11 protein-coding genes are annotated in these 14097 nt (G+C 70.8%); 3 read left to right on the forward strand and 8 right to left on the reverse strand.

Annotated elements, in window-relative coordinates; genetic code table 11:
• Positions 1-2: 2 nt before the first annotated feature.
• From AB0B66_RS09175 to AB0B66_RS09185, 3 genes are all read right to left on the reverse strand, one after another.
• Positions 3-1685, reverse strand: a complete 1683-nt coding sequence (locus AB0B66_RS09175) for an Hsp70 family protein (protein WP_360525376.1) — start codon at positions 1683-1685, stop codon at positions 3-5.
• A 34-nt stretch (positions 1686-1719) separates the two neighbouring features.
• Complete coding sequence (gene grpE / locus AB0B66_RS09180; protein WP_360525380.1) at positions 1720-2346, reverse strand: nucleotide exchange factor GrpE; 627 nt, start codon at positions 2344-2346, stop codon at positions 1720-1722.
• A 334-nt stretch (positions 2347-2680) separates the two neighbouring features.
• Positions 2681-3520, reverse strand: coding sequence for a hypothetical protein (locus AB0B66_RS09185; protein WP_360525383.1), 840 nt, complete (start codon positions 3518-3520; stop codon positions 2681-2683).
• 208 nt (positions 3521-3728) lie between these two features.
• Between AB0B66_RS09185 and AB0B66_RS09190 the strand changes: the two genes are divergently transcribed.
• Positions 3729-4766, forward strand: a complete 1038-nt coding sequence (locus AB0B66_RS09190) for a hypothetical protein (protein WP_360525386.1) — start codon at positions 3729-3731, stop codon at positions 4764-4766.
• Positions 4767-4780: 14 nt separating this feature from the next.
• Positions 4781-6469, forward strand: a complete 1689-nt coding sequence (locus AB0B66_RS09195) for a hypothetical protein (RefSeq protein WP_360525388.1) — start codon at positions 4781-4783, stop codon at positions 6467-6469.
• On the opposite strand, the gene AB0B66_RS09200 is transcribed toward AB0B66_RS09195, so the two are convergent.
• On the reverse strand, positions 6447-6905 hold the full coding sequence (locus AB0B66_RS09200; protein WP_360525391.1) for a hypothetical protein: 459 nt from the start codon (positions 6903-6905) through the stop codon (positions 6447-6449). The two genes, AB0B66_RS09195 and AB0B66_RS09200, sit on opposite strands and share 23 nt — an antisense overlap.
• A 22-nt stretch (positions 6906-6927) precedes the next feature.
• Positions 6928-9882, reverse strand: coding sequence for a CHAT domain-containing protein (locus tag AB0B66_RS09205; RefSeq protein WP_360525394.1), 2955 nt, complete (start codon positions 9880-9882; stop codon positions 6928-6930).
• 443 nt (positions 9883-10325) lie between these two features.
• Between AB0B66_RS09205 and AB0B66_RS09210 the strand changes: the two genes are divergently transcribed.
• Positions 10326-11864, forward strand: a complete 1539-nt coding sequence (locus AB0B66_RS09210) for a hypothetical protein (RefSeq protein ID WP_360525397.1) — start codon at positions 10326-10328, stop codon at positions 11862-11864.
• Positions 11865-11957: 93 nt separating this feature from the next.
• Here AB0B66_RS09210 and AB0B66_RS09215 read toward each other — a convergent pair whose 3' ends face one another.
• From AB0B66_RS09215 to AB0B66_RS09225, 3 genes are all read right to left on the reverse strand, one after another.
• The gene (locus AB0B66_RS09215; RefSeq protein WP_360525400.1) at positions 11958-12203 is read right to left on the reverse strand and encodes a hypothetical protein; all 246 of its coding nucleotides are present in this window, start codon (positions 12201-12203) and stop codon (positions 11958-11960) included.
• A gap of 78 nt (positions 12204-12281) precedes the next feature.
• Entirely contained in the window at positions 12282-13121 is an 840-nt protein-coding gene (locus tag AB0B66_RS09220; protein ID WP_360525403.1) for an alpha/beta fold hydrolase, read from the reverse strand.
• Positions 13122-13231: 110 nt separating this feature from the next.
• Positions 13232-13897, reverse strand: a complete 666-nt coding sequence (locus AB0B66_RS09225; protein ID WP_360525406.1) for a LysE family translocator — start codon at positions 13895-13897, stop codon at positions 13232-13234.
• Positions 13898-14097 lie beyond the last annotated feature (200 nt).

The following is a 14097-nucleotide window of genomic DNA, read 5'->3' on the forward strand; positions in this document are numbered from 1 at the left end:
GCTCAGGACCGCACCGAGATGGTCTTGATCTTCTGCTTCAGCGGTTCGATCTCCGCGTCGGACAGCACGTTGACCTGCACGTGGATAGTGAGATCCCGGCGAGACGACGGCTCCTCGGCCCGCACGGACAGCCGGCCCTCGTCGTCGATGTACATGGTGATGTTGATAGGCGCGCCTGCGGGCAGCGGCGGCAGCGGCTCGATGGTGCCGCGGCCGTGGTCGACGGACTTGTTGGCGGACAGGTCGCCGCTCTCGGTGGATCCAGCCTGCTCGTAGATCTCGATGTCGACAGCGGTCTGGTTGGCGACGACGGTGCCGGCCTCCAGCACGTGCGGCCCGCTGGGCAGGGCGTCGTTGGCGTGCACAAGGTGCTGGACGAAGTAGGCGCTCGGGTCGTCGAGGCCCTTGCCGGAGCGGGGGTCGTAGAGCTTGATGCCAAAGGCCTTCGGCAGCACGTTGGTGATCCTCTTCTCCGCCACGGCGGCGATCACCTCGGCCGAGATGCCGGTCTCGCGTTGAATCCGCTCGGCCCGCTCCTGCCGCTCTTGCGCGGTGGGCTCGGCCGCCCGGGTGGCGCCATCAGTCGGCTCATGCCACACAGCGCGGCTGAGCGCGAACCGGGCGGCGCCCTTGGCCACAGCGAGGTCGGGATCGTGCAGTCGGGGCTGCCAGCCGAACTCCTCGGTCAGCCGCGCGGCGACGGCGGGCATCTTGCTGGAGCCACCGACCAGCAGGACCTCGTCGATCAGCCCGCGCGGCTCGCTGACGCCCAGCTTCTCCCCCAGCAGCTTCAGCGTCCGGTGGGTGATCGCGATGGTGTTGTCGAGGAGGTCCTGGGTGAGCTGCTCGAACGTGGCGCGGGTGAGCTCGATGCGCACCGGCTTGCCCGCGTACCGCAGCACCACCGGACGCGACTCGGCCCGCGACAGCAGCCGCTTGGTCGCCTCTGCGGTGATCAGCAGTTCCTGCTCGAACTGCTGATCCTCGGCAGCGTCGTCCCCGGCCCCGGTCGCCGCGACGACCTCCTGGCGAAGGTGTTCCACCAGCCGCCGATCCCAGTCCGCCCCGCCCAGCGTCTGGTCGCCGTCGGTGACCAGGACGGTGATCTCGGCGGCGCTGATCCGGATGACGGTGGTGTCGAAGGTGCCGCCGCCGAGGTCGTAGACGAGCACCGTCTTCTCGTCGGCGCCGTCGACCACCTCGTACTGCAGGGCGGCCGCGACGGGCTCGGGGACGATGCCCACGACCTCCAGGCCGGCGATCTCACCCGCGGTGCGGGTCGCGTTGCGCTCGAGCATGCCGAAGTACGCGGGCACCGTGATGACGACCTGCCTGACCTCCCGGCCGGTGAACTCGGCGGCGTAGTCGGCGAGGTTGCGCAGGATCAGCGCCGAGATGGACTCCGGCGTGTGCGTCTGGCCGAAGAACTCCCACCGCACCTCCTTGCCCATGCTTCGCTTGACCAGTTCGATCACCTGCGCGGGCGACACCTTCGCCATCGCCCGCGCCCCGGTGCCGACGACCACGTTGTCGGCGGTCTCGAAGAACACCACCGACGGGATGGTGTCGCTCTCGCCGATCTGATCACGGATCACCGTGGGACGGCCCGCTTCGTCGATGTAGGCGATTGCCGAGTACGTCGTGCCGAGGTCGATGCCGAAAAAGGCGGAGTTTTCCTGGGCCATGAAGTCCTCCTGTACGGATTGCGGAATGCCGGCCTCAGGCCTGGCCTGGCTCGGTGGGCGGGGTCCAGCGGTAAACGGTGACCACGGCGTGGGCCGTGGTCCGGTTGACGGAGAGGTCGTGGTAGCCGTCCGCCAACACCTGTGCGACGGTGCCGTCCTGGGCGGGGTCGTCCGCCGCGACCACTCCGGCGGCCCGGTGCCGGGCCGGGTCGAACGGGTCGCCGACCTCGGCACGCACCACCTGGACATCGGAGCGCTCCAGCGTCAGTTCAACGCTGTACGCGAAGCTGTCCAGCAACTCGGCCGCACCCTGGGCGGTGAGTGTCGCGGGCAGGCTGACCGCCTGGCGCCGCAGGTCGTTGCGCAGCCGCTGGAGTTCCGTCAGGACAGGCCGCAGCGCGAGCCGAAGCTCGCCGCCGCGCAGCCGCTGGTTCTCCTCGTGCAGGCGGTCGATCACACGCTCGCGGGCGGCGGCGCGGTCGTGCTCGGCGGCCAACCCTTCCCGGACGGCGGCGAGTTCAGCCCGCACCCCGGCCAGGGCCGCGTCGACAGCCGTCGGTTCGGCAGGCGCGTCGGCCTGCTGGGACTCGTCGTCGAGGGCCTCCGGCGGGGAGGGTCGTTCGTCGGCGGGGACGGCCGTCTGCTGCGGCACCTCGGTCATGCTGGCCTACCTCACGGGAGTGCGTGGAGTTGAAGCGGGGGTGGCATCCGCCGGTCGGACGAAGGACAGGCGTGCACCAGGCACGGCGCGGGCCCCACATGATCAGGTAATACCGCTCTGGGTAGCCACACCAGTTCGTTCAGTAGCCAGACTTCCCGGTGCTTGCACCCGAATTCAAGCCCGACCGCCACAATCGGTGCGAACAGTCGATGGCCTCATTCCCATCAGGACAGCGCGCCCGGCGGATCAGCCATCGACATCGGCACTGCCCGCGCCTGCCGCCACCACGACGTCCGCACCCATCCGATGGATGTCGCGGGGGTATGTCCGGCGGTCACGGATCCCACCGCGGCTCGGGCAGCGGGAAATACGGTGCCAGTTCGGGGTCGTGCCAGTACGTCGGGACCTGGAACGATACGGCGATCGCCTGGTAAAGCAGCGGCAGCGTCGGGGCGCGAACGCCTTCCCACCGCCCGCGGTTCGCGTCCTCATCGCTTTCACGCGCGTCGACGACCGAGCGGTAACCGCCATCGGGGCAGCGCTCGACGTAGATGAGGTTGGCGTCGCGGTCGGCGGAAGAGCGGACCACCGGCCGGACCTCGTCAGCGTCGAGTTCGCGGACCGGTGCCTGTTCAGGCGTCGGCACGGGCCGCCCCACCAGCCACGGTTCGTCGCCGGGATGCCGAGCGAGCCAGTACCGCCACTCGTACCCGTTGAGCATGATCGCCGGGACGCCGCGCGACCGCAGGACAGCGAGCCCGGCGTCGAAGAGGGCGTCCCGAGCGGGGTGCGAGAAGTCGGAGGCGAGCAGCTCGACGATGGTGCGCATGGCACCGACGACCGCCCACCCGCCGACCGGCAGCACGCGCTCGGCCAGTGCCGACGCCAAACGCGCCGGGTCGTGCTGGGCCAACGGCAACAGCGGAGCCTGTAGTTGCGTCCAGACCTGGCCGCCGTCGACCGAGCCGTCGGACGCGCCGAACTCGTACCGGCCGAACCGGCTCATCATGGAGACCACGTCGGCGGGAAGGTAGATCGGCCGGGGCGCCAGGCGCTGCCCGCCTCGGCTCATGTCGTGCAGCCACCGTTCGGCGGCCGTGCGCCGACGCTGCCGCACGATCCGGTAGGCGCCCGCACCCGCGAGGGCGACGAACACGAACAGCACCAGCCACATCCCAGCCACCTCGTCCCCGTCTCGTAACCGACAGCGTGCAATCCGATGAGCTTGTTCTCACCGCATCGACTCGGTGCGGCTCAGCGGCCGCCCGCGCCAGGTCCGGTTCGGACGCGTCGACACGGCCGCTGACGCACCGCAGCACCGCACGGGGTGCGCACCGCGCGGTGCTGCGGCATTCGCATTTCACCACGTTAGGCGGGCACCGGTGCGGCTCGTTCCGTACCGGTTTTCGGCCACTTCGGTACCTGTCCGCGTGATGCTCGCAGCATGTAATGATGTGGATGCATCGCGCCGATCCTGTGACGGGCATCAGGACCCGGATCGGCAGTGCCGACAGGCGCCGCGACCGACGATCCGCCACCCCGAGCCGGAGGACCGGATGACGCCGTACGAGACAGCGGGCACGCCCCGGCCTACCGGGTGGAGGCACGTACTGACCCCCGCAGCAGGCCTGTGGCTGCTGGCTGCGGCCCTGACGGCCGAGTTCGGACAGGTCCCGGTGACCGGCCTACCACTGCCAGGCGGACTGGACCGGGCCGAGCGCGCCGGACTGGTCGGTGTCGCGGCGCTGCTGGCGTGGGCGGCGATCGGCGCGGCCGCCGCAGCCACTACACGACTCGTGGAGTGGGCCTGCCTTCGGCCGGACTGGGGTCGCGCGGGAAGCTTCGTGCTAATCCGGCGACAGGACCGCTGGCGGGCGGCCGACGATCTGGCCGAGGACGCGCGCAACGCCGCCCGCGCCGCAGGTGACGAATCGCCGCAGCACAGGCTCTTCCACGAAGCCATGGCGCGCCGCAATGCGATCGCCCTGCTGCCGCCGGTCAATCCCGGTTGGATGGCCGACCGTGTCACCGCGCTCCAGCAGCGGGTCACCGGCCAGTACGGTCTGGACCTGCCGTCGGCGTGGCCACGGCTGTGGCTGCTGCTACCGGCATCGGTACGCGATGACGTCATCCGGGCCCGCGCCGGCTGGGATGACGCGATGCTGTGGGCGGCATGGGGGCTGTGGTTCGGCTTGCTCGGCTTCGCCTGGTGGCCTCTGCTGCCACCGGCGGCGGTGGTATTGCTGTGGAGTCACCGGCGGGCTCGCGTGTCGCTCGACACGCTGGCGCACCTGGTCGAGTCCGTTGTAGACGTGCACGGAGCCGACCTGGCGCGCAAACTCGGCCTGCCGGTCGACGACGGGGTTCTCGACCCGCGCACCGGCCGACTGATCGGAATCATCACCCGCAAGGGAGCCTGACCCGCGGAGGAACGGTGACGACCACACTGAACGGCGACGACTTCGAGCCTGTCGATCCTGAGCTGGCCAGGATCCTGCCCCCGGAGGCGGCGCAGGAACTGCGCGAGTGGGCCATGAACGGCGGTTACACGTTCAGGCTGAGCCGACGCTTCCCGCACGGCCGATCGGGAGCGGTCGTCTGCGCCGTGCTGGAGCATCAGCGCTACGAGGGCGCGCGCAAGGTGATCCTCAAACTCGACCGGGTGCGGGACGCGGCCAACCTGCGCGGCGAGCATCTGCAGCAGCAGCGGGCGGTGCACGAGAGCCCCGAATTCGCCCGCCGCCACCTGGTCCGGCCGGTGCGTGAACCACAGCGGGGCCATGGCGAGCTGTGGTTCTCGTTCCAGGAGCTGGCCACCGGCAACCCGACCGAGGTGGGGTTGGGCGATCTGGACGTGCTGGGGGCGCTGTTCGACGACGCCCGCACCGGCGGCGACGCCGACCTGTTCGCGACCACGGCGGCCGCGATCGTGCGGTCGGTCCTGTCGGAGTGGGCGCTCGTGACCCACCCCGCGGCGATGACCGTACCGCAGTTCGCCGCGTTGCACCTGAAGGCCCGGCTCGACCCCGGCGGGGAACTATACGCCCTGCGGTCGGCCTGGACCGGCCACACCATGGTGGTACCTGATGAGAAGTCGCCGCTGACCAACCCGCTGCGGCTGGTCACCGACCCGGCGATGACCGGCGGCAGCCGCATCGGCGCGCTGCTGGGCAAGGCGCACGGCGACCTGCACATGGACAACATCCTGGTCCGGGTGCGCCCGACGGTGTCCGTTGACGACTTCCGGCTCATCGACCTGATGAAGTACGACTCCATGGCACCGCTGACCAGTGACCCGGTCTATCTCGTGCTGCACGCGGTCGCCCGGTCGCTGGGCGGACTGAACGACCCGGCCCGCGAGTCGCTCCTGGCGTTGCTGCTGCGACCGGCCACCGGCGTCATTGGTGCCGTCCCCGCCTGGTTGGGTCGCCTGGTGGTGAGCGTGCACGCCACCGGGGAAGCCTGGGCAGGGTCGCTGATCGACGAGTGGCGTGCGCAGACCCGCCTCTCGCTGATCGCGTGGTCACTCACCATGAGCGGGCGCCCGTCCACCCGCGACGAGGACCGCGGCTGGTTTCTGCGTCTGGCTGCCCGCGCGGCCCACCTCTACCTTCACGCGGACGAGAGCGGGAGCGAGCCGTTCCGCGCACCGGGACCGCCGCAGACACCACGGTCGTCGCAGCAAGCCGCGACACCGAACCCCGAGGGTGTCGGCCCTGCGGTCCGACACCTGGTGGCGGAACCTGCCCCGGCCGGGCCGGATCGCGCCGACGCGGGTCCTGCCGACTGGCGGGCCACGCTCTGCGCCAACCTGGTCGCCCTGCGCAGCCTGGCAACCGGTGCGTCCTCCGCACAGCGGCTGGCCGAACTGGTCAACGCGGCGGCGACCACCGGGCCGTCGCCGCGCGACGCGGCGCGAGCCGCCGAACTGGAGTCGCTGATGAGCCACCTGCTCGACGACCACAACCGCGCCATGCCCGGCTGGGCGCCTGGAGCACCGGTGCTGGCCGAGGTCTACCACTGCCCGATCGGCCGCTGCCAGCGGACGGCGGCCCGCAGCCGGACCGCCGGGGTGCCGACCTGCACCCTGGCGGGCAAGGTCATGCAGGTGCGGACCGACTGACCTCACCTCGGCCGCGGCCGGTCCACCGGCCCGCGCCGGAATCCCAGCGCAACTCCACCCCGGGCAGGATGATCTCGCGCTCCATCCGCAGCAGGCTCACCATCGCGCGCGGATCTCGGCAGGCGTCCTCGCCCACCACGAACGTGATCAGGTTGGCCTCGTCCACCAGCCGCACCTCGGTCTCCGGCGCGGGCACCCGCCGGCGCAGCCGCTCGAACACCCTGGTCAGGCGCGCAGCCGCGTCAATGCCGAACTGCTGCAGCATGGAGCTGAGGAAGATCTGCACGGCCGTGTAGAAGACGATGGCCGTCACGGTGAGGTCGATGGTCCGCTCGTCGGCAGTGCCCTCGACTCGCGGGTACGTCCCCAGCTCCACGGCCAGGTCGTCGGCCAGGGCCAGATCGGCATGGCCGGGAACCACAATCGTGATCGACATCGACAAAAGTCCTCCATGGGGTTCAGGCACCGGTGAACGCGTACAGTGCCCAGCGGAACGGATGGTCGTAGGGCCGCTCGCGCTCCCACAGGCGGATCGCCTCCGAGGAGCGGTCGGGATCGTAGGGCAGCGTGTGGATGCCGGGCAGCAGCTCGTTCAACTGAATGGCGTCGGCGCGACGTAGCCACTGCTGCGCCGTGTTCAGCGCGACGCTCGGTGCCATGCCGTGGCGGCGCCAAAGATCGTAGAACTTGGCGACGAGGAACGCGGTAGCCGAGTCATGGGCGGGCCACTGCGTCGCCACCACCCCGGCCACGCCCGCCTGCAGCAGCGCGGTGGGCAGACTCACGGCCTCATCTGGCAGCAGCCGTCCCACTCGATGGCTGTCGCAGGCCGACAGCACGGCCATCCGACGCGGTGACGGCGGCACGCGCAGCAGGTCTGCCAGGTACAGCTGCCCGCCGACCAGGTGTAGGGCACTGCGTCCGACGTCGTCGGGGCGCGACACGGCGTGGCAGGCCCAGTGCCAGACGCTGTGGCTGGGCAGGGCGCGCAGCACCGCGGAACTGGTGGCATCCTCGAGCCGCGCACCGGAGCCGCCGGTGTCCTCCCAGCACTTCATGATGAAGTCCAGCTCGTGGCGTGTGTACCGCAGCGGCTTGGCTGAGATGGCGTCGGGGGCGTCCATCGCGAGCAGAGTCAGCGGAGCGCGCTCGCAGTCGACAGCTCGGCGTCGCGCCTCGGTGAGGATCCGGGCGTTAGGAGCATAGCGGACCTGGACGCGGTCGAGCATGAAGTTCCAGTCGGCCGCAGCGAGGCCAGGCCGGGCCGGGCCGCCGGCCGCGTGTACAGGAAGCAGCGCGAACACACCCATCGGCACGAGGGTCACCATCGCACCGGCGGGCAGCCTAGCGGTGAGCTCGGCAATGCCGTTCTCCCAAAGCCAGCGCAGCAGCGCGGTGACGATCTCCCGCTGAGACTGGTCCGGCCCTGGCGCGGCGTAGAAGCGGTCGGCCCGCTCACGCAGTCGGCTGTGACTGAAGGATCCGAGAACCATCGATGTGGGCTCCGCGTCGGCGTGCTCGACGATGATGGCGTAGCCGTACTCCTCCGTGGCGGCGAGGTAGACCAGCGGACCGTCTGCCGCGGCGGCCGCGACCGTGGCGTAGTGCACGTCGAACTCGCCCAGCTCACGGCGCACCAAGGCGAGGTCCGCCCCGGCCCGCTGGGCGGGGTGGACGTACGGGTCCACCGGGGCGCCAACTGTCCCGCGCAGCACGGCCAGGGCGTGCGGGAAGCGCTGGGAAAGGTCGCTGCGGCCGCGGCGGGCCAGTTCATGCGCGACATCGGCGCGGCCCAGCGCGATCGCGTCGCTGGCCGCCACCGCGCGGCCCAGTTCCAGTGCGGTCACGGCCTCGCGGGGGTGCCCCGCCAGCAGCAGCCAATAACCGGCCTCGGCGGTGATCTCCTGCACCTGTGCCAGCACCCGCTCGCGTTCCTCAGGCAGGTAGCGGAGTGAAACGATCTCCGGGACGACACGCATCAACTGCCTGCATGCGGCGACGCACACCCCCGGGTTACCGGTGGTCGTCGCCCAGCCCATCCAACCCGCGCCGACTTCGAGCATGGAGACGAGCGAGTAGCGGGCCGCGTCGTCGGCAGCCTCACGCCAGGCGTCAGCGACCAACTCGTCCGCAGGCCCGTCGGTGTAGCCATTGGCCCTGGTCAACGCGCGGGCCAGAGTCCACCTGGCCTGGAAGCGTCGGTACCCGTCGGTGGTGCGGATGGCACGGATGCTCAACCAGATCGCTTCGATGACACCCTCGATGACCAGCTGTCTGATGTCGCTGTCGTATCCGTCCGGATCGAGGTTGCGGAGCTCCTGGGTGCCGCTTAGCAGCAGATCGGCCAGGACCACGTCGACCGCAGCCCGGTCACGGCGGCGCCAGCGGGTAAGCCGCTGCGCCTTGCGGCACCAGTCCTCGGCCTCGTCGAGATCGTCGAGGTCCTTCATCCGGATGTTCAGGCAGACGGCGAGGTCGATGTACAGGCCAGGCCGCAGCGACCGGTAGCCCGGGGTGACCTCGACGGCGGCTCGCGCCTCGGTGACGGCCGCATCGGCCATGCTCGCACGCTCGACTGCCGAGTCGGCCCGGCCCGCCAGCGTGAGAAAGTACAGCATGCGCGCACGGCGCACGAAGATCTCCGCCTGGTTGTCGGCCGGCATCCGCCCGGCTACCGCTGCCAGCAGGTCCAGTGCCTCGGCATACCCGGTGAGGTCGCCGAGGATGTCGGCTTTGCGACTCATGGCCTGCACCAGCTCTTGTGCCGCGGCCATGGCCTGCTGAGCGTCGAGCCCAGGATCATTCAGCCACCGGCGCAGGATGTCCGTCGCGCGGACGATCGCGTCGGGCCTGCCGCCGTGCAGGCTCCTGGCCACCAGGCCGCGAGCCAGGTTCAACTCGGCATTGCGGCGGCTTTTGAGGCTGAGGCCCGGCCGGGCCAGGATCGCCTCGCTGTCGACGATGGCTCTTTCGGCATGCTCCTCGTCGTCCAGTGTCCGCACATTGTTCTCAAGCATGCTCCGAATACGGCGCGAAAGGTCGCGCCGGATCACAACTGTGCCCGCCACGGCGACCCCGGCTGCCAACGGCAGGGCGGCGGGCATGCCCGACAGCGGCACGGCCATCGTCAGCGCGAAGTAGCCCGTGCCGACGCCGAGCCCTATCGCGATCGTCCATTCGCTCCAGGGGCGCGGCCGGTAGGAACCGAGCAGCACCAACCCGAGCAGAACGCTGGTGATCACGACGCTGGCCGAGACCCAGATAGCTCCCCAGAACCGCCAGCCCTGATCGCCGCCGTCGCGGGTGAGCCACAGGAACTCGCCCCCCGAGACCACGACCACCACGGTGATCAAAAGCGCGCCCCAGAGAATCGACAGTCGCTGGCGGCCGCGCCGGGAGTCACGCCACGGCACGGTCACCGCCGTGGCTGGTCGGCGGGCACGTCCTCGATTCCACAGACGGCTCCTCAGCGTCAGACCGCTGGACGGTCGGGTCCGGCGGACAGTGCGTCTGCATCTGCGCCGTCGGTCGGGGACCACAGTGTGTTCGCGGCACGGGGCCGGACACATGCTCCGGCTGTACCTGTTTTTCCGCCGGTCGGTACCGCCGGGCGTCGACCGATGTAGACACGGCGGCCACCCGGTCGGGTTAGCCCGTTCGGTGGCCGCCCTCGTCGCAACGGTGTCAGTCCGGGTCCTCAGGACCGTAGGTCCGCCCGGTACCGCGCATGATGTGATGACGCATGTCTTCCTCCCTTCCGCTCGTGGCATGGCGCAGCCAGGACATCGCCCGGGGCGGTACACGCGAAGCAGGTGGGGAGAACTCCGTACAGGGCCGGACAAGCAAGGACGGTGCGATGGCAGACCGGCGGACGGTGCAGCCTGCGGCAACGCAGATCACGACCGCGGTGAACCGCGGTCTGACCAGCCTGGGCTTGCCCGCCGGCGATGCGACGTTCCGCTTCGTCGCCGACCGCATCCCGCGGGTGGGGGCAGGCACGGTGAAGAAGTACGCCAGCGGCGAGCGCTGCCCCAGCATGGAGTGGGTACGCGATTTCGCGGCCCTGGCCGGGGTGCCCGTCACCATGCTCTATCTGGACCTCGGCTGGCTCAGCGCCGGTGACGTGCTGGGCTCCGAGCCGGAGTCGGTGGCCCGGCAGTTACAGGCGATGGCGGTCACCCTGTCCAGGTTGGAGCCGCAGGTGCGAGAGGTGACCGCGCAGGCATCGATGAATGCCCGGGCGCCGATGCTCGCCGCTGACGCCGTACTCCGTCATCCGGAGGGCGGCACCCGGTTCACGGTGGAGCTCTCGACGGTCCAGGCGGCCGGGCCGCTGCCGATGGTCACGCACGTCGTTGCGGAATTCCGTCTGCGAGCCGGGATGCGCCCCCTGCCCGCCGACGACCTGCGTCGGCTGGCCGAGTCCGAGGGCATGCAGTGGCGCCCGCAGGAACACGCACGCAGGCAGGACGAGGACTACTGGGCGGTCAACCTGGAGTTGCGGGCGTTGGTGCACAGCGTGCTACGCGATGCCGGCCAGCACACGTGGCAGGGTGAGCCCGGCACCACGCTGTGGCGTCCGGCCGCGGCACACCTGCTGGTCCAGGATGTCGTCGGCGGGGTGCCCCGGCCCGCCGGGGCGGCGCCGTGGCAGTCGGCCCAGGAGCGTCCCATTCTCGTGATCGGCAACCTCTACAGCGCCAGCGTCACCGCCGGCCTGTTGGCCGAGACGCTCGGCTGGGAGTTCGTCCCCGTTCGGGCCGGAACGGAGATAACACCCCTGGGCACCTCGATCAACGTCGGCCGTGACGTGATCTCCGGGCGATTCTTGGCGTGGCGGGCCGTTGCCGCGCACATCGCCGAACGCCAGGCAGCCCTGCAGCCGTGGCCTGCGGTGATCCTGATAAAACCGTCGGTGCTGCGCGGCCGCGACGGGATCGACGAGTACCCGTGCGGTCTACTCGCGCAGACGCCGGCCCGCATCCTGTATCCGGAGCCCGGCCCCGCACTGCGGGCCTGGTGGGCCAGGCGGCAGACGGCGTCGTCACTGCCACAGGACTTCGACGCCCGCAGCTGGCTGGCCGAAGCCGAAGCCGAACACGAAGTGATCGCTCGGACCCTGGCCGCCCGGGGTCGGGACGGTCTTGACCTGACCCTGGCGCTGCCGGCGGCGCCGGACGGCGCACTGTCGCTGGACGGCCCGCAGCTGCCCTCGTGGCTGGTCGCCCTGCAGGTCCGTTCCGCGTGGCAGGCGCTGCGCTGGCTGGACGACAACGCCAACTGGGCGAGCCCCAGCCTGGTCACGACCCGCGGCGACGGCCGCCTCGGCCGGTGGGCCAGGGCGTTGGGCTTCGACACCGGACGGGAGCCGATCCCTTTCCCTGTCGTCCGATGAGTCTCCGCGTGGTCGGAAGGCCGCGTCGGCAAGGAGGTGAACGTGACAGCAGATGCCTGTGGCTCGCCTACTCCGCCGCAGGCGGGCGCCGTGTCACGGCCCGTCGAGTGGATACTCCACGTCCGGCAGCACCTCGATGGGGAAGATCTCCGCGTGGACCGCGGCGTGAGCGTGCACGTCGGCGAAAGCGGCCTCCCTGGCCCCCGGCTCGTCCGGCCGAGCCTCCCCGCACCAGCCGCACTCGCAGGTGGCCGCATAGTACGGCTGGTAATTGTCCTTGTCCTTGACGTACATCACGAAGGCCCGTTCGGTGATGTCACGCTTGCGCCACCATGCCATGACCGCTCCCTCGCCAACCGCCGGCATCGGCCCAGAACCGTATCCGGCCCGCGCACCTCGCCGCGCCTGATGTGCCGGTCAGGAAGCGCCGTCGATCCGGTCGGCGAGGCGGTCGACGGCGGCCATCAGCTCGTGCCCTTCGAACAGCACCGCGTCGTTGTGGTCCGCCCCTTCGACCGGCGTGATCTCCACCGCGCCGGCCGCGGCCTTCGCGACCGCGAGGCTCTGCTCCGCGGGCACGATCGAGTCCTCGGTGCCGTAGACCACGGCGGTAGGCACGGCGATGCCCGCGATCTGCTCGGCCACCGGGAACCGGTCGCGCAGCATGAGGCGTACCGGCAGGAACGGGTAGTGCTCGGCGGCGGTCGCCGCCAGGTCCGTGAAAGGCGAGCGCAGCAGCAGCCCGGCGGGCGGGTGCTCGACGGCCAGACCGGTGACGGCGGCGCAGCCCAGGCTCTCTCCGAAGTAGATGATCCGATCCGGGCGTTTCTTGGCCTCGTCCACGAGGTGGCGGTATGCCGCACGGACGTCCAGCGCCAGGCCGGTCTCGCTCGGGCTGCCGGGGTTGCCGCCGTACCCGCGATAGTCCATGAGCAGCACGGTGAACCCGCGGGCGGACAGCGCCCGCGCGACCGGGGCCCGGTCGGCGCGGTTGCCCGCGTTGCCGCCGGCGACGAGCACGGTCAGGTCGCGGTCCGGGCCGGTCGGCGGCACCAGCCACGCGGTCAGCGCCAATCCGTCGGCGGTGTGCAGGGTGACGTCCTGCGCGCCGGGAATCGTCCGGTCGGCGGGGCCGGGGTGCGCGGTGTCCGGCAGGAAGATCAGCCGTCGCTGCAGCAGCCACAGCGCGGTCACCAGCACCGCGATGACCAGCAGCACGATCAGCGCGGGGCGAACCAGCGACGAGGCCTTCAGCACCGTTCCATTCTCACCCCGCGGCCGCCGCCACGATGCGGCAGCCCGCGCCGCATCCGGTGTTAGGAAGGTGCCCTTCCTCTACGGAATCCGTTAAGAAGGTGCCCTTCCTTTTAGCGGTCGGTGGTTAGGCGGAGGCCTAGGGAGATCAGGAGGGTGCCGGCTAGGGCGTCGGTGAGGCGGCGGAGGCGGGCGGGGGTGGCGGTGTCGCCGGTCCACCAGCGGCGGGCGAGGTCGATGCCGCCGATGAGCAGGGCGAACCAGAGCATCGCTTCGAGGTCGTGGACCAGGGCCAGTAGGAGGCCCATGGGGAGGGCGGCGACGTCGTCGGGCAGGAACTGCGGGAGCATCGCGACGTAGAAGAGGCCGACCTTGGGGTTGAGGAGGTTGGTCAGGGCGCCGGTGCCGAAGGCGCGCCAGGCCGAGCCGGTCGCGGGCGGCGGCGGCACGGCGGCGGGGGCCGGCTCGGCGGTTGCGGTGCGGCGGGCGCGCCAGGCGTCACGCAGCATGAGGGTGCCGATGACGACCAGGTAGATCCCGCCTGCCACCCGCATGACGGTGTACGCGGTGGTGCTGGCCAACAGGAGCGCGGAGACTCCGGCGGCCGCGGCGGCACCCCAGACCAGCGCGCCGGTGCAGATGCCCGCGGCGGTGGCGTACGCGTGCCCGCGTCCTCGGGCCACCGCGACGCGCAGCACCAGCGCCGTGTCCACCCCGGGGATGATCGTGAGCACTCCGGCGACGAGGGCGAACGAGACGACGGCCGAGGTAATGGTCACGCGCCGCAGTCTCTCACGCGGCGCGCGAGCTCACACCGCGCCGTGTCGTGCCGCCGGCCGCCGCGCAGCGTCGGCGTGCCGCAGAACCCCGCGACGCGAGTGGCCACCCGACGCCGCCGACTCCGGCGAACCGGGGCGGTTCACTGCGGCGACAACACCTGCGTGCGGCGGTTACATCTATTTTGATGTGGCCACATCAA

Origin of the sequence: Catellatospora sp. NPDC049111 (genome assembly GCF_040648615.1) — a bacterium.
GTDB classification, from domain to species: domain Bacteria; phylum Actinomycetota; class Actinomycetes; order Mycobacteriales; family Micromonosporaceae; genus Catellatospora; species Catellatospora aurea.

Coding starts and splice junctions, on each gene's coding strand:
- AB0B66_RS09175 (WP_360525376.1), bottom strand. CDS start 1,685: ATGGCCCAGGAAAACTCCGCCTTTTTCGGCATCGACCTCGGCACGACG.
- grpE (WP_360525380.1), bottom strand. CDS start 2,346: ATGACCGAGGTGCCGCAGCAGACGGCCGTCCCCGCCGACGAACGACCC.
- AB0B66_RS09185 (WP_360525383.1), bottom strand. CDS start 3,520: ATGTGGCTGGTGCTGTTCGTGTTCGTCGCCCTCGCGGGTGCGGGCGCC.
- AB0B66_RS09200 (WP_360525391.1), bottom strand. CDS start 6,905: ATGTCGATCACGATTGTGGTTCCCGGCCATGCCGATCTGGCCCTGGCC.
- AB0B66_RS09210 (WP_360525397.1), top strand. CDS start 10,326: ATGGCAGACCGGCGGACGGTGCAGCCTGCGGCAACGCAGATCACGACC.
- AB0B66_RS09215 (WP_360525400.1), bottom strand. CDS start 12,203: ATGGCATGGTGGCGCAAGCGTGACATCACCGAACGGGCCTTCGTGATG.